This is a genomic window from Streptomyces sp. NPDC042259, from assembly GCF_055582085.1.
On the sequence record NZ_JBVJDW010000001.1, the window covers coordinates 61,709 to 81,663 of the forward strand.

Annotated in this window: 18 protein-coding genes and 1 riboswitch; of the genes, 13 read left to right on the forward strand and 5 right to left on the reverse strand. The window is 73.5% G+C overall.

The features are described from left to right. Positions 1-4 precede the first annotated feature (4 nt). The 8 genes from ACZ6MA_RS00340 (at position 5) to ACZ6MA_RS00375 (ending at position 9,137) form a co-directional block, all read left to right on the forward strand. Complete coding sequence (locus tag ACZ6MA_RS00340; protein ID WP_469429825.1) at positions 5-1,246, forward strand: inorganic phosphate transporter; 1,242 nt, start codon at positions 5-7, stop codon at positions 1,244-1,246. Between the two features lie 32 nt (positions 1,247-1,278). After that, positions 1,279-1,524 carry a hypothetical protein gene (locus tag ACZ6MA_RS00345; RefSeq protein WP_469429827.1) on the forward strand — a complete coding sequence of 82 codons (246 nt, stop codon included), beginning with the start codon at positions 1,279-1,281 and terminating at the stop codon, positions 1,522-1,524. Positions 1,525-1,642: 118 nt separating this feature from the next. Further along, a riboswitch (cobalamin riboswitch) is annotated at positions 1,643-1,778 on the forward strand. A 131-nt stretch (positions 1,779-1,909) separates the two neighbouring features. Continuing rightward, entirely contained in the window at positions 1,910-2,986 is a 1,077-nt protein-coding gene (locus tag ACZ6MA_RS00350) for a cobalamin biosynthesis protein (RefSeq protein ID WP_469429829.1), read from the forward strand. A gap of 29 nt (positions 2,987-3,015) precedes the next feature. Next, positions 3,016-4,638 (forward strand): cobyric acid synthase, encoded by a 1,623-nt coding sequence (locus tag ACZ6MA_RS00355; protein ID WP_469431133.1) that lies wholly within the window; start codon positions 3,016-3,018, stop codon positions 4,636-4,638. Next, positions 4,638-6,740, forward strand: a complete 2,103-nt coding sequence (locus tag ACZ6MA_RS00360; RefSeq protein WP_469429831.1) for a putative cobaltochelatase — start codon at positions 4,638-4,640, stop codon at positions 6,738-6,740. The genes ACZ6MA_RS00355 and ACZ6MA_RS00360 overlap by 1 nt, the downstream gene beginning before the upstream one ends. Beyond that, positions 6,740-7,348 (forward strand): cob(I)yrinic acid a,c-diamide adenosyltransferase, encoded by a 609-nt coding sequence (gene cobO, locus ACZ6MA_RS00365; RefSeq protein ID WP_469429834.1) that lies wholly within the window; start codon positions 6,740-6,742, stop codon positions 7,346-7,348. The genes ACZ6MA_RS00360 and cobO overlap by 1 nt, the downstream gene beginning before the upstream one ends. Continuing rightward, the gene (locus tag ACZ6MA_RS00370) at positions 7,345-8,700 is read left to right on the forward strand and encodes a cobyrinate a,c-diamide synthase (protein ID WP_469429835.1); all 1,356 of its coding nucleotides are present in this window, start codon (positions 7,345-7,347) and stop codon (positions 8,698-8,700) included. Before cobO ends, ACZ6MA_RS00370 begins: the two co-directional genes overlap by 4 nt. Next, on the forward strand, positions 8,697-9,137 hold the full coding sequence (locus ACZ6MA_RS00375) for a cobalamin biosynthesis protein (protein WP_469429837.1): 441 nt from the start codon (positions 8,697-8,699) through the stop codon (positions 9,135-9,137). Before ACZ6MA_RS00370 ends, ACZ6MA_RS00375 begins: the two co-directional genes overlap by 4 nt. A gap of 7 nt (positions 9,138-9,144) precedes the next feature. Here ACZ6MA_RS00375 and ACZ6MA_RS00380 read toward each other — a convergent pair whose 3' ends face one another. Further along, positions 9,145-9,900: a dienelactone hydrolase family protein gene (locus ACZ6MA_RS00380; RefSeq protein ID WP_469429839.1), complete on the reverse strand. Its 756-nt coding sequence runs from the start codon at positions 9,898-9,900 to the stop codon at positions 9,145-9,147. Between the two features lie 236 nt (positions 9,901-10,136). On the opposite strand from ACZ6MA_RS00380, the gene cobC reads away from it, so the two are divergent. Continuing rightward, complete coding sequence (gene cobC, locus ACZ6MA_RS00385) at positions 10,137-11,189, forward strand: Rv2231c family pyridoxal phosphate-dependent protein CobC (RefSeq protein ID WP_469429841.1); 1,053 nt, start codon at positions 10,137-10,139, stop codon at positions 11,187-11,189. 222 nt (positions 11,190-11,411) lie between these two features. Here the strand turns inward: cobC and ACZ6MA_RS00390 are convergent, their stop codons facing one another. After that, entirely contained in the window at positions 11,412-12,365 is a 954-nt protein-coding gene (locus ACZ6MA_RS00390) for an SCO1860 family LAETG-anchored protein (protein WP_469429842.1), read from the reverse strand. A 253-nt stretch (positions 12,366-12,618) separates the two neighbouring features. After that, complete coding sequence (locus tag ACZ6MA_RS00395; protein ID WP_469429844.1) at positions 12,619-13,719, reverse strand: amidohydrolase family protein; 1,101 nt, start codon at positions 13,717-13,719, stop codon at positions 12,619-12,621. Between the two features lie 414 nt (positions 13,720-14,133). On the opposite strand from ACZ6MA_RS00395, the gene ectA reads away from it, so the two are divergent. Genes ectA through thpD form a run of 4 tightly spaced genes read left to right on the forward strand, consistent with a single transcriptional unit; the run spans position 14,134 to position 17,381 of the window. Next, complete coding sequence (ectA, locus tag ACZ6MA_RS00400; protein ID WP_469429846.1) at positions 14,134-14,718, forward strand: diaminobutyrate acetyltransferase; 585 nt, start codon at positions 14,134-14,136, stop codon at positions 14,716-14,718. Positions 14,719-14,762: 44 nt separating this feature from the next. Next, positions 14,763-16,031, forward strand: coding sequence for a diaminobutyrate--2-oxoglutarate transaminase (gene ectB / locus ACZ6MA_RS00405; protein ID WP_469429847.1), 1,269 nt, complete (start codon positions 14,763-14,765; stop codon positions 16,029-16,031). Positions 16,032-16,091: 60 nt separating this feature from the next. After that, entirely contained in the window at positions 16,092-16,490 is a 399-nt protein-coding gene (locus ACZ6MA_RS00410) for an ectoine synthase (RefSeq protein ID WP_469429849.1), read from the forward strand. A 3-nt stretch (positions 16,491-16,493) separates the two neighbouring features. Continuing rightward, the gene (gene thpD / locus ACZ6MA_RS00415) at positions 16,494-17,381 is read left to right on the forward strand and encodes an ectoine hydroxylase (RefSeq protein ID WP_469429851.1); all 888 of its coding nucleotides are present in this window, start codon (positions 16,494-16,496) and stop codon (positions 17,379-17,381) included. 96 nt (positions 17,382-17,477) lie between these two features. Here the strand turns inward: thpD and ACZ6MA_RS00420 are convergent, their stop codons facing one another. Continuing rightward, entirely contained in the window at positions 17,478-18,563 is a 1,086-nt protein-coding gene (locus ACZ6MA_RS00420; RefSeq protein WP_469431135.1) for an aminotransferase class V-fold PLP-dependent enzyme, read from the reverse strand. A gap of 159 nt (positions 18,564-18,722) precedes the next feature. Next, positions 18,723-19,922 (reverse strand): TerD family protein, encoded by a 1,200-nt coding sequence (locus tag ACZ6MA_RS00425; protein ID WP_469431136.1) that lies wholly within the window; start codon positions 19,920-19,922, stop codon positions 18,723-18,725. Positions 19,923-19,955: the final 33 nt, after the last annotated feature.

The window sequence follows — 19,955 nt, forward strand, 5'->3', positions numbered from 1 at the left end:
GTGAATGGAAAACATCACGCTTCTCATCGGGATCGTGATCGTCACGGCCTTGGTGTTCGACTTCACGAACGGCTTCCACGACACGGCCAACGCCATGGCCACGACCATCTCCACCGGGGCTCTCAAGCCCAAGGTCGCGGTGGCCATGTCCGCCGCCTTGAACCTCGTCGGCGCGTTCCTGTCCGTGGAGGTCGCCAAGACGATCTCCGGGGGCATCATCGACGAGAGCGCGGGGATCCGGCCAGAGGTCATCTTCGCGGGTCTGGTCGGCGCGATCGTGTGGAACCTGCTGACCTGGCTGGCGGGCCTGCCCTCCAGTTCGTCGCACGCCCTGTTCGGCGGCCTGATCGGCGCGACCGTCGTGTCCGTCGGCTTCGACGCGGTCAACGCCGACAAGGTCGTCATGAAGGTCCTCATCCCGGCGGTCGCGGCCCCGCTGGTGGCCGGCGTCGCCGCCCTCGTCGCGACCCGGCTCACCTACCGGCTCGCCAAGGGCCGCGACGAGAAGGACACCGCCAAGGGCTACCGCGCCGGGCAGATCGCCTCGGCCGCCCTGGTCTCCCTCGCCCACGGCACCAACGACGCCCAGAAGACGATGGGTGTGATCACCCTCGCGCTCGTCACGGGCGGCGTCGTCGCCCCGCACGCCGACCCGCCGATGTGGGTCATCGTCTCCGCCGGTCTGGCCATCGCGCTCGGTACCTACCTGGGCGGCTGGCGCATCATCCGCACCATGGGCAAGGGCCTCACCGACATCCAGCCGCCGCAGGGCTTCGCCGCCCAGACCGGTGCCGCGACCGTCATCCTCGCCTCCTCCCACCTCGGCTTCGCGCTCTCCACCACCCAGGTCTGCTCCGGCTCGGTCATGGGCTCCGGCCTCGGCCGCAAGGGCGGCGTGGTGCGCTGGTCCACCGCCGGCCGCATGGTCGTCGCCTGGGGTCTGACGCTGCCGGCCGCCGGTCTCGTCGCCGGTGCCGCCGCCCTCCTCGCCGACCAGGGCGACTGGGGTGTCGCCACGGTCGCCGTGCTCGCCCTCGCCGCCTGTGGCGCGATCTGGCTGGCCTCGCGCCGCAAGCCCGTGACGCACGACAACGTCAACGAGCTCGACACCCCGGCCGCCGAGCCCGCCGGTGTCGTCACCACCGCCCTCCAGGCCGTCGCCCCGCCGCCGGCCGGGCTCGTCACGGCCCCGGCCGCCCTGGCTCCCCGCGAGCCCGAGCGGACCCCGGCCGCCGCGACCGGCTGACGCCGGACCAGCCAGCCTTAAGGAAGAACGCAATGAACATCGACTGGGCAGCTCTCGGCCAGGTCTTCGGCGTCAGCCTCGTCGTGACCGTCGCGCTGGTGGGCGTCTTCACCCTCGGCATCGTCGGCACGTCCCGCAAGCCACAGGGGCGGCCCGACGCCGCCGGCGCGGCGGCGGTCACCACGGCGCCGACCACGATGGCGCGCACCGGCGCGTACGCCTGCTTCGCGCTGTGCGCGGCGGCCGTCGCCTACGGCATCTACCTCATCGTCACCTGACCGTCCGCCGACGGCAGTCCACCGGCACGGCCCGGGCGGCTTCGGCCGCAGGTCAAACGTGAGTTGACGGCCGTTCCCGGGCCGTGGTGGACTTCCGGGGCCAAACGGCGACAGCAAGAGGAAGCCGGTGCGAGTCCGGCGCGGTCCCGCCACTGTCACCGGGGAGCGCTCCCCCACCCCGTGGGTCCACAGGGGTCACGGCTCACCACGAGCTGGAAGACCGGGGGCGGCGCCGATCCGGGAGCCAGGAGACTCTGGTCGCCGGTCACGTCGAACCAGGGCGCGGACCCTGAGTGAGGACACATCGCCATGCCCGGCTGCCGCCCCACGCCCCCACCCTCCGTCCGCTGTGCACCCCTTCGAGGCATGACGGCGGTCTGATCCGATGCGTGCCGATCACGTCGGTTTCGCGTCCGGTGCCGCACTCGGCTTCCTCGGCGACCTCCTGGTGGGCGACCCGCGCCGCGGTCACCCCGTGGCCGCCTTCGGGCGCGCCGCGCAGGGCGTCGAGAAGAGGCTGTGGCGCGACCACCGCGGTTACGGCGCCCTGCACACGCTGGTGTGCGCGGGCGGCACCGTCGCCGCCGCCGGGCTGCTGACCCGTGCCGTGCGAAGCTCCCCCCGCGCGCGTCTCGCGCTGACCGCCGCCGCCACCTGGGCGGTGCTCGGCGGCACGTCCCTGGGCCGCGAGGCCCGGGCCGTCGGCGGCGCCCTGGCCGCCGGGGACCTGGACGTCGCCCGGGAGCGGCTGCCGCACCTGTGCGGCCGTGACCCGCAGGCGCTGGACGCGCAGGCGATCGCGCGGGCCGTCGTCGAGTCCGTCGCCGAGAACACCTCCGACGCCGTGGTGGGCGCCCTCGTCTGGGGCGCCCTCGGCGGCGTGCCCGGGCTCGTCGGCTTCCGCGCGGTCAACACCCTGGACGCGATGGTCGGGCACAAGTCCGCGCGCTACCGGCGGTTCGGCTGGGCCTCGGCCCGGCTCGACGACGTCGTCGGCTGGCCCGGCGCCCGGCTCACCGCCGCCCTCGCCGTCCTGGCCGGCCCCGATCCGCGCGGCGCGTGGCGGGTGGCCCGGCGGGACGCCGCCCGGCACCCCAGCCCCAACGCCGGCCCGGTGGAGGCCGCCTTCGCCGGTGCGCTCGGCGTCCGTCTGGGCGGCACCCTCGCCTACGCGGGCCGCGTCGAACACCGTCCCGTCCTGGGCGCGGAGCTGCGCCCGGTCCGGGCCGCCGACATCGAGCGCGCGGTACGGCTCTCGCGCCGGGTGTCGCTGCTGGCCCTCGGGGTCGCGATCGCCGGGCGGTACGCCGTCACCGGCGCGCGGGCCGCGGCACGCTCCACGAGCGGTGCGCCGGCCGGCCGCGTCCTGGGCAGACTTCCGGCAACCGCCTGGGCCGTACGGACGGCACTACGGATCCCACGACGGACCATCGCTCCCACGCAGCACAGGAGGAACCGGTGACAGCGGACAGGAGCGGGCCCGGGGGCCCGCTGGGCGGGGGCCTGCTGGTGGCCGGGACCACCTCGGACGCGGGCAAGAGCGTGGTCACCGCCGGGATCTGCCGATGGCTGGTCCGCAAGGGCGTCAAGGTCGCGCCCTTCAAGGCGCAGAACATGTCGCTGAACTCGTTCGTGACGCGCGAGGGCGCCGAGATCGGCCGGGCGCAGGCCATGCAGGCGGCCGCCGCCCGCGTCGAGCCGACGGCGCTGATGAACCCGGTGCTCCTCAAGCCCGGCGGCGACCGCAGCAGTCAGATCGTCCTCATGGGCAAGCCGGTGGGTGAACTCAGCGCCCGCGGCTACCACTCCGGGCGTCAGGAGCAGCTGTTCGGTACGGTCACGGAGTGCCTGGAGGAGCTGCGGCGCACGCACGACGCGGTGATCTGCGAGGGGGCCGGCAGCCCGGCCGAGATCAATCTGCGGCGCACCGACATCGTCAACATGGGCATCGCGCGGGCGGCACGGCTGCCGGTCGTGGTGGTCGGCGACATCGACCGGGGCGGTGTGTTCGCGTCGTTCTTCGGGACGACCGCGCTGCTCTCCCCCGAGGACCAGGCGCACATAGCGGGCTATATCGTCAACAAGTTCCGGGGCGACGTGAGCCTTCTGGAGCCGGGCCTGGAGATGCTGCGCGGCCTCACCGGCCGCCCCACGGTGGGCGTCCTGCCGTTCGCGCACGGCCTCGGCATCGACGAGGAGGACGGGCTGCGGGTCTCGATGCGCGGCGCGGTGCGCGAGTCGGTGGTGGCCCCGCCGCACGGCGCGGACATCCTGCGGGTCGCGGTCTGCGCGGTGCCGCTGATGTCCAACTTCACGGATGTGGACGCGCTGGCGTCCGAGCCGGGGGTCGTGGTCCGTTTCGTCGACCGCCCCGAGGAACTGGCCGACGCCGACCTGGTGATCGTGCCGGGCACCCGGGGGACGGTGAAGGCGCTGGCGTGGCTGCGCGAGCGCGGGCTCGCGGACGCCCTCGCGCGCCGGGCGGCGGAGGGCAGGCCGGTGCTGGGCATCTGCGGCGGCTTCCAACTGCTGGGCGAGCGCGTGGAGGACGACGTCGAGTCCAAGGCGGGCATCGTCGAGGGGCTGGGACTGCTGCCGGTACGGGTGCGGTTCGCGGTGGAGAAGACCTTGGCGAGGCCGGTGGGCACCGCCCTGGACGAACGGGTGGAGGGCTACGAGATCCACCACGGCGTCGCGGACGTACGAGGCGGCGAACCGTTCCTGGACGGCTGCCGGGTGGGGCCGGTGTGGGGGACGCACTGGCACGGCTCGCTGGAGAGCGACGGCTTCCGCCGGGCGTTCCTGCGCGAGGTCGCGCGCGCGGCGGGGCGGGCGTTCGTCCCGGCGCCGGATACGTCGTTCGCGGCCCTGCGCGAGGAGCAATTGGACCGCCTCGGCGATCTGATCGAGGAGCACGCGGACACGGACGCGCTGCTGCGGCTCATCGAGGGCGGGGTGCCGGGCGGATACCCGTTCATACCGCCGGGGGCGCCGCCTCTGCCCGCGCAGCGCCACCAGGGCCCCCCTCCCGCGCGGGGCAGCGACACAGCGCCGGGTCCGGCGGCCGCCGACGTGCCCGGTCCGATCGATTCCCTCGAAGGGGGTACCACCTGATGGCCTCGGCCACCTATCCGTTCACCGCGATCGTCGGCATGGACGACATGCGGCTGGGCCTGTTGCTCAACGCCCTCTCGCCGTCGATCGGCGGCGTGCTCGTACGCGGCGAGAAGGGCACCGCGAAGACGACGACGGTCCGCGGTCTGACGGCCCTCCTGCCACGGGTCGCGACGGTGCCCGGCTGCCGGTTCTCCTGCGACCCGGCGTCCCCCGACCCCGACTGCCCGGACGGGCCGCACGAGGCCGCGCCCGGCGAGTCCCGCCCCGCCCGCATGGTCGAGCTGCCCGTCGGTGCCTCCGAGGACCGGCTCGTGGGGGCGCTCGACATCGAGCGGGCCCTCGGCGAGGGCGTCAAGGCGTTCGAGCCGGGCCTGCTGGCGGCCGCGCACCGCGGCGTGCTGTACGTCGACGAGGTCAATCTCCTGGGCGACCACCTGGTGGACTCACTCCTCGACGCGGCGGCCACCGGCTCCTCCTCCGTCGAGCGCGAGGGCGTCTCCGTCCGTCACGCGTCCCGCTTCCTCCTCGTCGGCACCATGAACCCCGAGGAGGGGGAGCTGCGCCCGCAGCTCCTCGACCGGTTCGGGCTGACCGTGGAGGTCGCCGCCTCCCGGGAGACCGAGGAGCGCGTCGAGGTCGTGCGCCGTCGGCTGGCCTACGACGAGGACCCGGCGGCGTTCGCCGCCAAGTGGGCCGCCGAGGAGGACGCGCTGCGGGAGCGCATCGCCGCCGCGCGCGCCCTCCTGCCCAGCGTGCGGCTCGGTGACGGTGCCCTGCGCCGGATCGCCGCGGTGTGCGCCGGGTTCGAGGTCGACGGCATGCGCGCGGACATCGTCACCGCGCGCGCCGCGTCCGCGCTGGCCGCGTGGGCGGGGCGTACGGACGTGACGACGGCGGACATCCGGCAGGCGGCGCTGCTGTCGCTGCCGCACCGGCGTCGCCGCAACCCGTTCGACGCCCCCGGCCTCGACGAGGACAAACTCGACGAGATCCTGCGGCGGTTCGAGGACGAGGAGCCGGAGCCCGACCCGGAACCGGAGGGCCCTCACGACGGCCCTGAGGGCCCCGGGGGCGACGGCGGCCCGGACGGCGGGGGCGGCGAGCCCCCGCACGATCCCGGGCTGCCCCCGCAGCGGGAGGAGAACGCGCCCGCCCCGCAGGACGCGCGGCAGGACTCCGGGGAGAGTTCGCGGGAGCCGGCCGGGGAGACCCCGGCGGAGAGCGCTCCCGAGGCCGCGCCCGGCGGCGCCGCGCCCGAGGCGCCGGCCGTCGCCGCCGCGGACCCCTTCCGCACCCGGAAGTTCGACGTCCCCGGCCTCGGCGAGGGCGCGGACGGGCGCCGCTCCCGCGCGCGCACCGCGCACGGCCGGACGACGGGGGCGCGCCGCCCCCGGGGCGCCCTGTCCAAGCTGCACCTGGCGGCGACCGTGCGGGCGGCGGCGCCGCACCAGCGGGCGCGCGGGCGCAGCGGCGCCGGTCTGCTGGTCCGGCGCGACGACCTGCGCGAGGCGGTGCGCGAGGGCCGCGAGGGCAATCTGGTGCTGTTCGTCGTGGACGCCTCCGGGTCGATGGCGGCCCGTAAACGGATGGGCGCGGTCAAGGGCGCGGTGCTGTCGCTGCTGCTCGACGCGTACCAGCGCCGCGACAAGATCGGCATGATCACCTTCCGGGGCTCGGACGCGGTACTGGCGCTGCCGCCGACGTCGTCGGTGGACACGGGCGCCGCCCGGCTGGAGCAGTTGCCGACGGGTGGCCGCACGCCACTGGCGGCGGGGCTGCTGCGGGCGCACGAGGTGCTGCGCGTGGAGCGGCTGCGTGACCCCTCGCGCCGCCCGCTGCTGGTCGTGGTGACCGACGGGCGGGCCACCGGTGGCCCCGAGCCGCTGGTGCGTGCGTCGCGGGCGGCCCGGTTGCTGGCGGCCGGGGGCACGGCGTCGGTGGTCGTCGACTGCGAGTCGGGGCCGGTGCGGCTCGGGCTGGCGGGCGAGCTGGGCCGTGAGCTGCGCGGACCGGTCGTCACCCTCGACGAGCTGCGCGCGGACAGCGTCTCCACGCTGGTCAGGACCGTAACCAACAAGAACTCCAGGAGGGCCGCCTAATGCCACAGGGACAGCCGAGCGTCGTACCCGATGACGGGCTCACCACGCGTCAGCGCCGCAACCGGCCGCTGGTCTTCGTCCACACCGGTATCGGCAAGGGCAAGTCGACGGCCGCGTTCGGGCTGGCGCTGCGGGCGTGGAACCAGGGCTGGCCCATCGGGGTGTTCCAGTTCGTGAAGTCGGCGAAGTGGAAGGTCGGCGAGGAGAACGCGCTGCGGGTGCTCGGTGCCTCGGGCGAGGGCGGCACCGTCGACTGGCACAAGATGGGCGAGGGCTGGTCGTGGATCCAGCGCGACGCCAAGGAAGGCGAACTCGGCAACGAGGAGAAGGCCCGCGAGGGCTGGGAGCAGGTCAAGCGGGACCTGGCGGCGGAGACCTACAAGCTGTACGTGCTGGACGAGTTCGCCTACCCGCTGCACTGGGGGTGGATCGACACCGACGAGGTGGTCTCGGTGCTGCGTGACCGCCCCGGCACCCAGCACGTCGTGATCACCGGCCGGAACGCTCCGCAGGCGCTGGTGGACTTCGCGGACCTGGTGACCGACATGTCGAAGGTCAAGCACCCGATGGACGCCGGTCAGAAGGGCCAGCGGGGCATCGAGTGGTGAGTACGCGCGTCCCCCGTCTGGTCATCGCCGCCCCGTCCTCCGGCAGCGGCAAGACGACCGTCGCCACCGGACTGATGCGGGCCTTCGCGGACGCCGGGCTGGCGGTGTCCGCGCACAAGGTCGGACCCGACTACATCGACCCCGGCTATCACACGCTCGCCACGGGCCGCCCGGGCCGCAACCTGGACGCCTATATGTGCGGTCCCCAGCGGGTGGAGCCGCTGTTCCTGCACGGGGCGGCGGGTTGTGACCTGGCGATCGTCGAGGGCGTGATGGGCCTGTACGACGGGGCCGCCGGGCAGGGCGAGCTGGCGTCGACGGCCCATGTGGCGAAGTTGCTGCGGGCACCGGTGGTGCTGGTCGTGGACGCGTCGTCGCAGTCGCGTTCGGTGGCGGCGCTGGTGCACGGCTTCGCGTCCTGGGACCCGCAGGTGCGGGTCGCGGGCGTGATCCTCAACAAGGTCGCCTCGGACCGTCACGAGCGGTTGCTGCGCGAGGCGCTGGAGGAGTCCGGCGTCCCGGTGCTGGGTGCGCTGCGGCGCGTCGCGACCGTGCACACCCCCAGCCGCCATCTGGGCCTGGTGCCGGTCGCCGAGCGCAGCGCGGAGGCCCTCGACGCGGTGGCCGCGCAGGCGGCCCAGGTCCGCGCGGGCTGTGACCTGGAAGGCTTGCTGGCACTGGCGCGCAGCGCGCCGGATCTGCGGGCGGAGGCGTGGGATCCGGGCGGGCCCGGCCCGGCCGCCGCCGCGCGTCCGGTCGTGGCCGTGGCGGGCGGCGCGGCGTTCACCTTCTCGTACGCGGAGCACACGGAGTTGCTGACCGCCGCGGGCGCGGACGTGGTGACGTTCGATCCCCTCCACGACGAGGCGCTCCCCGAGGGCACGGCGGGCATCGTCATCGGCGGTGGCTTTCCCGAGATGTACGCCCCGGAGCTGTCCGCGAACGAACCCTTGCGCAAGGCCGTGGCCGAGCTGGCGGCGAGCGGGGCGCCGGTGGCCGCCGAGTGCGCGGGGCTGCTGTACCTCTCCCGTTCCCTCGACGGCAGGCCCATGTGCGGGGTGCTCGCGGCGGAGGCACGGATGTCGGAGCGGCTGACCCTCGGCTACCGGGAGGCCGTGGCGATCGCGGACACCCCGCTGGCGGCGGCCGGGACGCGGGTGCGCGGGCACGAGTTCCACCGCACGGTGCTCGAGCCGGGCGCCGGCGCCACGCCCGCCTGGGGGTTCACCCACCCGGAGCGCCGCGTGGAGGGCTTCGTGCGGGGCGGGGTCCACGCCTCGTACCTGCATGTGCACTGGGCGGGCGCGCCCGGCACGGCCGAACGGTTCGTGGCGGGGCTGCCGCGCCCGTGACACCGGCGCGCGAGGGCCGTGCCGTACCCGCCCCCGGCCCGTTGTTCGTGGGTGTCGGGGCGCGCCGGGGGGCCGGTGCCGAGGAGGTGGTCGCGCTGATCGCGCGCACGCTGGCCGAGGCGGGGCGGGAGCCGGACGGTGTCGTCGCGCTGGCGACGGCGGACGCCAAGGCCGGCGAGGCGGGGCTGATCGCGGCGGCGGCGCGGCTGGGGGTGCCGCTGCTGACGTACGGGGCCGGGGAGTTGGCCGCCGTCCCGGTGCCGGATCCGTCGGCGGCGGTGCTCGCCGCCGTGGGGGCGCCGGGGGTGGCCGAGGCCGCCGCGCTGCTGGCCGCCGGCCCCGGCGGGGTGCTGGTCGTGGGCAAACGGAAGTCGGCGCGGGTCACGTGCGCGCTCGCCGGCCCGGGTGGCCGCGAGCACAGCCGTAGTGACCGGTAAGCGCTGGTCAGCGGGTGGCCGAGCGCGGACCGGCCGGCTCCTCCGGCACGGGCAGGCACTCGGCGAGCAGGTCGACGACGTCGCGCCAGGCTCGTTGCGCGTGCCGGGGGTGGTAGCCGACGCCGGGGACCGTGGGGTGGTCGACCGGCGGGTGGTGGAAGGCGTGCAAGGCGCCGCCGTAGACCGCGAGGCGCCAGTCGACGCCCGCGGCCTGCATCTCGGCGGTGAACGCGTCCCGTTGCGCGGGCGCCATGATCGGGTCTTCCGACCCGACCCCGGCCCACACCGGGCAGCCAATGCGCGCCGCCTCGCCCGGTCGGCCCGTGGTGGTCGCGTTGACCGTCCCGATCGCACGCAGGTCGACGCCGTCGCGCCCGAGTTCCAGCGCGATGGCGCCCCCGGTGCCATAGCCGACGGCGGCTATCCGGTCGGGGTCGGTCCGCGGTTCGGCGCACAGCACGTCGAGCGCCGCGTGGCCGATGCCCCGCATCCGGTCGGGGTCGGCGAGCAGCGGCAGGCAACGGGCCAGCATCTCCTCGGGGTCGCCCAAGTAGCGCCCCCCGTGCAGGTCGAAGGCCAGCGCTACGTATCCCAGCTCGGCGAGGGCATCGGCCCGGCGGCGCTCGACGTCGCTGAGCCCCATGCCCTCCGGCCCGAGCAGCACCGCGGGCCGGCGGTCGGCACCGGCCGGGAGCGCGAGGTGCCCGATCATCGTCAGACCGTCGGCCGGGTACGCGACCGTGCGCGTGGTGATCGTCGTCATGAGGCTGGACTGTAGTGATCGTCGAGCCCGGTCGGGCGGGCGTTCACCGCCGGCGGAACAGCGCGAGTGCCGCTCTGGGATATCCCGTTGCCCGGGCCGGGTGAGGGCGTTCGGCCGACGCCGGTAACGTTTTCGGACGGTAATGTTTTCGGACGGCCCGTACCAGTCGGTACCGGCCGGAGCCCCTCGCGTCTCCCTTACCGATCCGCACCCAGGCGAAAAGGTGGCCCAAGGCCATGCACACATCCACGGAACCCGATCTGCGGCACCACGGTGATGCCGAAGTGCGGGGCGGCGGGGCGGAACTGACGGACCTCGCGGTCAACGTGCGTTCCGGTACGCCCCCGTTGTGGCTGCGGGAGCACCTGGTCGCGTCGCTGGACGGGCTTGCCGCGTACCCGGACGGGCGGGCGGCGCGGCGCGCGGTGGCCGCGCGGCACGGGCTGCCGGAGGAGCGGGTGCTGCTGACGGCGGGTGCGGCGGAGGCGTTCGTGCTGCTCGCCCGGGCGCTGGAAGTGCGCCGACCCGTCGTGGTGCACCCGCAGTTCACCGAGCCGGAGGCCGCGCTGCGCGACGCCGGGCACACGGTCGAACGGGTACTGCTGGACCCGGACGACGGCTTCCGGCTCGATCCACGCGCGGTGCCGGGGGACGCGGACCTGGTGGTGGTCGGCAATCCCACCAATCCCACCTCCGTGCTGCACCCGGCGCAGGCCCTGGCCCAGCTCGCGCGTCCGGGGCGGACGCTGGTGGTGGACGAGGCGTTCATGGACGCGGTGCCCGACGAGGAGGAATCCCTGGCGTCCCGCACGGACCTGCCGGGGCTGATCGTGCTGCGCAGCCTCACCAAGACCTGGGGTCTGGCGGGGCTGCGCATCGGCTATGTACTGGCGTCGCCCGGCACCATAGCCAGGCTGGAGCGGGCACAGCCGCTGTGGCCGGTGTCGTCACCGGCGCTGGCGGCGGCGGAGGCGTGCAGTGCCGCTCCGGCGCTGGCCGAGGCGGCCCGGGCGGCACACCGGATCGCCACCGACCGCGCCTACCTGGAAGGGCGGCTGGCGAAGTTCACGGAGGTCTCCGTGTACGGCCCGGCGGCCGGCCCGTTCCTGCTGCTGCGACTGCCGGACGCGGCGGGCGTCCGGTCCCGGCTGCGGGGGCTGGGCTTCGCGGTCAGACGCGGCGACACGTTCCCCGGGCTGGGGCCGGACTATGTACGCCTGGCGGTCCGGGACCGCACGACCACGGACCGCTTCATGGAAGCGTTGTCGATGGCTCTGGCCGACGGATAGTGGGGCCCTTCCGCTGCGCGGGCTGGCGGTGGTGTTGTCCTCAAACGCCGGACAGGCTTGATGGGCTGAGCCCAGCCATATACAGCCCGTCCGGCGATTGAGGACGCGCCCGCAGGGCGCCCGCCGCCGCAGGCGGCACGACGGCCCGCAGCCGAAGGAGACGCCGGCCAGGCGAAAGGCACCACCGGCCCGTAGCCAAAGATCCGCCGGCCAGGCGAAAGGTCAGACCTCCCCGCGAGCAGCGGCCCGGCGTCGGGTGGCGATCAGCGTGCCGCCGCCCGCGACGACGAGGAGCCCCGCCGCGCCCGCGACATACGGCGTGGCGGAACTGCCCCCCGTCTCGGCCAGGTCATGCGCGGCCGGGACCGCCGCACCGGCCCCGGTCTGCGTCTTCGTGCCCGTACCGCCATGCCCCGCCCCCTTGGGCGTCCGGCACCCGGCCCGCGCCAGCGTCACCCGTCCTTCGACCTCGGCGACGTTCAGCTTCAGGGGGTTGACGGACACCTTCAGCTCCAAAGCCGTCGCGGCAGCCGTGCGAGACGTGGTCACGGTCCTGGACAGATCGAGCCGCACCTCGCCGACGCCCGGCACCACGACCTTGGTCGTACCGGCCGGGCGCACCGTGACCCGCTTGCCGAGGACCGTGACGCCGCCGAGCACGTTCGACGTGGCGACCGGCTTCTTCCCCGTCTCGCACACGGCCTTCGACGTGACCTGCTGGACCTCGACGAGGGAGAGCAGCGGCAGCCCCGGGACGTGTACCCGGGCGCGCAGGACGTTGGCGTAGCCCTGCGCGGCGCGCCCGTCGGCGGTGGCGCGGGCGGTGGCCACGTCGGCGCGCGCGATGTTGACGGGCCTGCCCTGCTCGATGCCGGCCAGGGTGACGTCGAGCGCGGTCTTCGACGCGTTGCCGGGTGCGCGGACCTCGTTGAGCGAGGCCGTCAGCGGCGCGTGGACCGTCTTGTCGAGCAGGGCCACGTCGAGCGCGGTACGCAAGACGGCCGCGTCGGCCGTGCCGTCGCCGGTGATGGTGCGGGTGAGCGCGGCCTCAGGGCCGGTGGCGTACGCGGGTGCCGCGCCGAGCAGGGCGGAGCCCACGGTCAGGGCGGTGGCGGCGACCGTCGCGGCGAGCCCGCGTGCGGGCACGCCGAAGGAGGAGCTGGTGGTGCTGGACACGTGTGTGGAACCCCCACGGGAGAATGGAGCCGTCGGCGCGCCAATGGGGGACATCGCGCGTCGACGGCCTCGACTCCGTCATGGTTGTCGCACCGGAGGGTGAACGGACAGTCACCAGACGTCAGTTCAACCGAACGAGTGCACTTCGCTATCGCGTTCGGTTCTGTGACGATCTGCGGGGCGTCATGCCGCCTGCGGCGGTGAGCGCCCTGCGGGCGCGTCCTCAAGCGCCGCGCAGCGGAGGCGCACAGACCTACCGGACCACGCGCCCCCGCAGGATCACCCGGCTCGGCGTTCCCAGCACCCGGACGTCCGCGCGCGGGTCCGCGTCGTAGACGACGAGGTCCGCCGGCGCGCCTTCCGTCAGCCCGGGCCTGCCCAGCCATTCGCGGGCGCCCCAGGAGGCCGCCGAGAGCGCGGCGGAGGCCGGGATGCCCGCCTTGACGAGTTCGGCGACCTCCCGGCCCACCAGGCCGTGGGCGAGCGAACCGCCCGCGTCCGTACCGACGTAGACGGGGATGCCCGCGTCGTAGGCCGCGCGGACCGTCTCGTAGCGGCGCGCGTGCAGTCGGCGCATGTGGTCGGCCCAGCGCGGGAACTTGCGCTCGCCGCCCTCGGCGAGACGCGGGAAGGTCGCGATGTTGACCAGGGTCGGCACGATCGCGACGCCCCGCTCGGCGAAGAGCGGGATCGTCTCCTCGGTCAGCCCGGTCGCGTGCTCGATACAGTCGATGCCCGCCTCCACCAGCGGGGCGAGCGACTCCTCGGCGAAGCAGTGCGCGGTGACCCGCGCTCCCAGCCGGTGCGCCTCGGCGATGGCGGCCTCGACCTCGCCGCGCGGCCAGCACGACGACAGATCGCCCGTCTCCCGGTCGATCCAGTCCCCGACGAGCTTGACCCAGCCGTCGCCGCGCCGCGCCTCGCGCGCCACGTACGCCACGAGGTCGGCGGGCTCGATCTCATGGGCGTAGTTGCGAATGTAACGGCGCGTACGGGCGATGTGGCGGCCCGCCCGGATGATGCGGGGCAGGTCCTCGCGGTCGTCGATCCAGCGGGTGTCGGACGGGGAGCCGGCGTCACGCAGCAGCAGGGCGCCCGCGTCGCGGTCGGTCAACGCCTGTTTCTCGCTGGTGGGTCCGTCGACCGGGCCGTGCGCGTCGAGCCCCACGTGGCAGTGCGCGTCCACGAGGCCGGGCAGCGCCCAGCCCCGCACCGTGGTGACGTCCCGCGCCCCCGCCGGCCGGTCGAAGGTGATCCTTCCGCCGACCACCCACAGCTCGTCGCGCACCCCGATCCCGGGGTCCGCTCCGACCAGCACCCGCCCCTTGATGTGCAGCACATCGCCGTCGCTCATGGACCGCACTGTACGAGCCGGGGGCCGCCCCACGCCGACCGGGGGCGGCCGGGCACGGGTATGGTGCCGCACCGCTTCCGGGGCGAGCCGCATAACGCTTCCCGAATTCTTGGATACATCTCGCGAATTCCCTTTACGCTATGTTCCCGCCATTCTCATGCCCGCTCTCGGCGACCCTAAACTCAGAGATTTAATTCGCATCTCCAACGCGAATGGGAGCGCACTCCGACATGACCCCAGCCGTTGTGACAGACCCCACAATCTGCCCGTCTTGTCCGGATACTTCGGGGCAAACAGGCCAGCTATCGGGGGTCTCGTGCGCGCCCGCGCCCCGCGCGATAACACGACCACCCCCTTTCGGGTAACCCCCTCCCCCGATGCATTTTTTGATTTACCTGGGTAAATTCGATCCCCATGACCGCCGCACATGCAGCCCCGCAAACAGCTCCCGCACACAGTCCCGGCGAATTCAGGGAAATGCCGGAGGGCCTGGTTCTCGACGCGCCGCGCCTCGAGGACGGAGCCGCGATCTGGCGCATCGCCCGCGACTCCGAGGCCCTGGACCTCAACTCCTCGTACAGCTATCTGCTGTGGTGCCGCGACTTCGCGGCCACCTCCGTCGTGGCGCGGGACCGGGGCGGCGAGCCCGTCGGCTTCATCACCGGCTATCTGCGCCCCGACCGCCCGCACACGCTGGTGGTCTGGCAGGTGGCGGTGGACGGGCCGTACCGGGGCAGGGGGCTGGCCGCCGCACTGCTGGACGGGCTCGTCGCCCGGGCCGCCACCCGGCTGAACGTGCGTGCCGTCGAGACCACGATCACGCCCGGCAACACCGCCTCGAACCGCTTGTTCGGCTCGTTCGCCGAGCGGCACGGCACGGGCATCGAGCGGGAGGTCCTCTTCGACGACGGCCTCTTCCCGGGCGCCGGGCACGAGCCCGAAGTGCTGCACCGCATCGGCCCGCTCGACGGCTCGTTCGCCGGTCCGCTCGCCGCCTGAGAAGCCCCGCCCGCACATCCCCTCACCCCCGCTTGGAGTACGCCGTGACCATCACCCCGCCCGCACTCAGTGTCTTCGAGACCCTGGAGTCGGAGGTCCGCAGCTATTGCCGCAGCTGGCCCGCCGTCTTCGACCGCGCCCAGGGCAGTTACCTGTTCGACGAGGACGGGCACCGGTACCTGGACTTCTTCGCCGGTGCCGGGGCACTGAACTACGGCCACAACAACCCCGTCCTGAAACGGGCGTTGATCGACTACCTGGAACGGGACGGCATCACCCACGGCCTCGACATGGGCACGACGGCGAAACGGGCCTTCCTGGAGTCGTTCCAGGACAACATCCTGCGACCGCGTGACCTGCCGTACAAGGTCATGTTCCCCGGCCCGACGGGCACCAACGCCGTGGAGGCGGCGCTGAAGCTGGCCCGGAAGGTCAAGGGCCGCGAGGCGATCGTGTCCTTCACCAACGCCTTCCACGGCATGTCCCTCGGCTCGCTGGCGGTGACCGGCAACGCCTTCAAGCGGGCGGGAGCGGGCATCCCGCTGGTGCACGGCACGCCGATGCCGTTCGACAACTACCTCGACGGCCAGGTCCCGGACTTCCTGTGGTTCGAACGCCTGCTGGAGGACCAGGGTTCGGGCCTGAACACCCCCGCCGCCGTGATCGTCGAGACCGTGCAGGGCGAGGGCGGCATCAACGTCGCCCGCCCGGAGTGGCTGCGCGCGCTGTCCGACCTGTGCAAGCGCCGCGACATGCTGCTGATCGTCGACGACATCCAGATGGGCTGCGGCCGCACCGGTGCCTTCTTCTCCTTCGAGGAGGCGGGCATCACCCCGGACATCGTGACCCTGTCGAAGTCGATCGGCGGCTACGGACTGCCGATGTCGCTCACCCTGTTCCGCCCGGAGCTGGACGTGTGGGAGCCGGGCGAGCACAACGGCACCTTCCGCGGCAACAACCCCGCCTTCGTCACCGCCGCCGCGGCCCTGGACACCTACTGGGCCGACGGGCAGCTGGAGAAGCAGACCCTCGTCCGGGGTGAGCAGATCGAGCAGGCGCTGATCGCGATCCGCGCCGAACACCCCGAACTTCCCACCGACCACCGCGGCCGCGGCCTGGTCTGGGGCCTGGAGTTCGGCGACCCCCAGCGCGCCTCGGCCGTCGCGGCCCGCGCCTTCGAGCTGGGGCTGCTCATCGAGACGTCCGGCCCCCGCAGCGAGGTCGTCAAGCTCCTGCCCGCCCTGACCGTCTCGCCCGACGAGCTGGACGAGGGGCTGCGCATCCTCGCCCGGGCGGTCCGCGAGACGGCCTGACCCCCTCCCTTCCCGTACACCGGGGAACCCCGCACACCCGAGAGAAAGGCAGCACCCACCGTGATCGTCCGATCCTTCAAGGACATCGAGGGCACCGACCGGCACGTCAAGGCCGCGTCCGGTACCTGGGAGAGCAAGCGCATCGTCCTCGCCAAGGAGCGCGTGGGCTTCTCCCTGCACGAGACCACGCTCTACGCGGGCACCGAGACGTCCATGTGGTACGCCAACCACATCGAGGCCGTGCTCTGTGTGGAGGGCGAAGCCGAACTCACCAACGACGAGACGGGTGAGCGGCACTGGATCACGCCGGGCACGATGTACCTGCTCGACGGCCACGAGCGGCACACGATGCGCCCGAAGACCGACTTCCGCTGCGTCTGTGTCTTCAACCCCCCGGTCACCGGGCGGGAGGACCACGACGAGAACGGCGTCTACCCGCTGCTGACGGAGGAGGGCTGAACCATGACGACGGTCACCGACCGCTACCCCACCCGCGGCGCCCGAGAGGTGTCGACCCCGCGTCTCGACCCGGTGGTGTGGTCCGCGCCCGACGCCCCCGGCCCGCTCCTCCCCGGCGAGCTGCGGGACTACGACCGCGACGGCTTCCTGACGATGGACCGGCTCGTCGAGCCCGACGAGGTGGCGGTCCTCCGCGCCGAACTCGACCGGCTCATCGCCGACCCGGCGATACGGGCCGATGAGCGGTCCATCGTCGAGCCGAAGTCCCAGGAGATCCGGTCGGTCTTCGAGGTCCACCGGATCAGCCAGGTCTTCGCCGATCTGGTGCGCGACCCCCGCGTGGTGGACAGAGCCCGACAGATCCTCGGTTCGGACGTCTACGTCCACCAGTCGCGGATCAACGTCAAGCCCGGCTTCGGTGCCTCCGGCTTCTACTGGCACTCGGACTTCGAGACCTGGCACGCCGAGGACGGACTGCCGGGCATGCGGACCGTGTCGGTGTCGATCGCGCTGACGGAGAACCACGACACCAACGGCGGGCTGATGATCATGCCCGGTTCGCACCGGACGTTCGTCGGCTGCGCGGGGGCGACGCCCGAGGACAACTACAAGCAGTCGCTGCGGATGCAGGAGGCGGGCACACCGTCCGACGAGGCCCTGACGGACCTCGCCGCGCGGCACGGCATCAAGCTCTTCACGGGCCCGGCCGGCTCGGCGACGTGGTTCGACTGCAACTGCATGCACGGCTCCGGCGACAACATCACGCCGTTCCCGCGCAGCAACGTCTTCATCGTCTTCAACAGCGTGGAGAACGCGGCGGGGCCGCCCTTCGCCGCACCGGCACCCCGGCCGGGGTTCATCGGGGCCCGGGAGTTCACGCCGGTGCGCTGAGCGAACGCGGGCATCTCGTGCGCACCACCGCTGCGCGGCGGCCGTCCTCAATCGCCGGACGGGCTCTTGAGCCCGTCCGGCGATTGAGGACGCGCCCTAATACCGGGCGAGTGCCTCCAGCAGCCGATCGACGTCCGCACCGGAGTTGTAGAGGTGGAAGGCGGCCCGGAGGTTGCCCGCCCGGTCGCTGACCGGGACACCCTCGTCGGTGAGGGGCTCGGCGGCGTGGCCGAGCCCGGGGACGGCGACGATCGCGGAGCCCTCGGCGTGCACGGCCCGGTGGCCGAGCGCGTCCAGCCCGGCGCGGAAACGGTCGGCGAGGGCCCGGTTGTGGCCGTGGATCCGCTCGACGCCCAGCTCCTCGATGAGAGCGAGGCTGCTGCCGGCGGCGACGTAGGAGAAGAGGCTGGGACTCTCGTCGTACCGCCGCGCGGAGTCGGCCAGCCGCTCCACCGGCCCGTAACAGCTGTTCCAGGGCTCCTCCCCCGCGACCCACCCGGCGAAGACGGGCGTGAGGCCGCCGAGGTCCTCGGGGACGGCGAGGAAGGCGACGCCGCGCGGGCACAGCAGCCACTTGAAGCCGACGCCGACGGTGAAGTCGTGCACGCTCGCGTCGTACGGCAGCCAGCCGAGTGCCTGGCTGACGTCGATGAGCGTCCGGGCCCCGTGCGCCCGGGCGGCCGCGCCGATCCCGTCGAGGTCGGCGATGCGCCCGTCCGCCGACTGGACCGCGCTGACGGCGACGAGCGCCGTATCCGGCCGGACCTCGGTGGCGAGCTTCTCCAGGGGCGCGGTGCGCAGCCGCAGGTCGCGGCGGACGTGGAAGGGATTGACGAGCGAAGCGAAGTCGCCCTCGGCGACGAGCACTTCGGCTCCGGACGGCAGGGACTGGGCGATCAGCCCGCAATAGACCGCGGCCGATCCGCCGGCCGCGACCTGCCGGGCGGGCACGCCGACGAGCCGGGCGAAGGAACCCCGGGCGTCCTCCACCGCCGCGAATCCCTCCCCGACGACGGGCCGCCCGATGGCGGCGGCCTCGACGGCGGAGGTCATGGCGGTGACGGCCCGGGCGGGGACGAGACCGGTGGACGCGGTGTTGAGATAGGTCGTCTCGGGTGAGAAGTGGGCACTTGCCAAGCTTTCCATCCACCCACTATGCGGCGTGCCGATCTGCCCGTCCATGGGCTGTACGCGGGGTTTGGCCACCGGATCCCCACACCCCCGCACATGTCAACTCCGCGCCCACACACGGCCGGTGGCCGCCCTGACGGGATCGCGGAGCCGGATCGCGGGTGCGGATGGCGGGCGGTTCTCGGCGCCCGCCATCCGCACCCGTCGTCCCTACAGGGCTTCGGCGGCGGGCTTGACCAGGTCGCGGACCGTGCGCGACTTCACGTACTCGCCGATGGCCGTCATCTCCCACTCGCCGGAGAACTGGCGGATGAACTTGCACATCAGCACACCGGTCTTCGGCTCCGCGCCGGTCAGGTCGAAGCGCACCAGTTCCTCGCCGGTCTGGGCGTCCATCAGCCGGCAGTAGGCCTTGGCGACCTGGGTGAACTTCTGGCCGTTGAAGGAGCTGACCGTGAAGACCAGACCGGAGACCTCGGCGGGCAGACCGCCCATGTGCACGGTGATGACCTCGTCGTCGCCCGAGCCCTCACCGGTGAGGTTGTCGCCGGAGTGCTGGATCGCGCCGTTGAGGATCTGGAGCTTGCCGAAGTAGCAGGCGTCGATCATGTTGCGGCTGGGGCCGTAGGCGATGACGGACGCGTCGAGGTCGATGGCCTTGCTGCCGTAGGCGGGCTCCCAGCCGAGGCCCATCTTGACGGACTGGGTGAGCGGGCGGCCGCCCTTGACGAGGGAGACCGTCTGGTTCTTCTGGAGACTGACCCGCCCCTTGTCGAGGTTGATCTTCCCCGAGGCCGCCGGGGCCGGGGGCGCGGCCGGAGGAGCCGGGGGGCGGACCGGCGGGGCGGCCTGCACCGGCGGGGCGGCGGGGGCGGCCGGGGCCTGGACGGGGGGCGCCGGGGCGGCCACGGGCGCGGGCTCCTCCACGCTCACACCGAAGTCGGTGGCGATGCCCGCCAGGCCGTTGGCATAGCCCTGACCGACCGCCCGCACCTTCCAGGCGCCCGCCCGCCGGTACACCTCGACGGTCACCAGCGCCGTCTCGGTGCCGAGCCGGGGCGGGGTGAACGTCGCGACGACGCTGCCGTTGTCCGCGTCGCGCACGGTCGCGGTGGGCTCGGTGCCCGCGAAGGTCGCGCCGGGGGCGTCCAGGCTGGCGGTCACCACGATCTTGTCGATGTCGGCGGGGACGGCCGTGGTATCCACGGTGATCGAGTCGCCGGCGCCGCCCGCCGCCGCGCGGTGGGTCACGCCCGGGCCGGCGGGCTGGTTGTAGAAGACGAAGTCGTCGTCGGAGCGCACCTTGCCGTCGACGGTGAGCAGCAGGCCCGACACGTCGAGCCGCACGGGGGCGGTGACGTCCACCGTCACACGCGCGACGGAGAGAGGGATGTTCGAGCCGGGTGTCATAGCGGTCATGTCCCGGGTAACGAGTGACCGCGC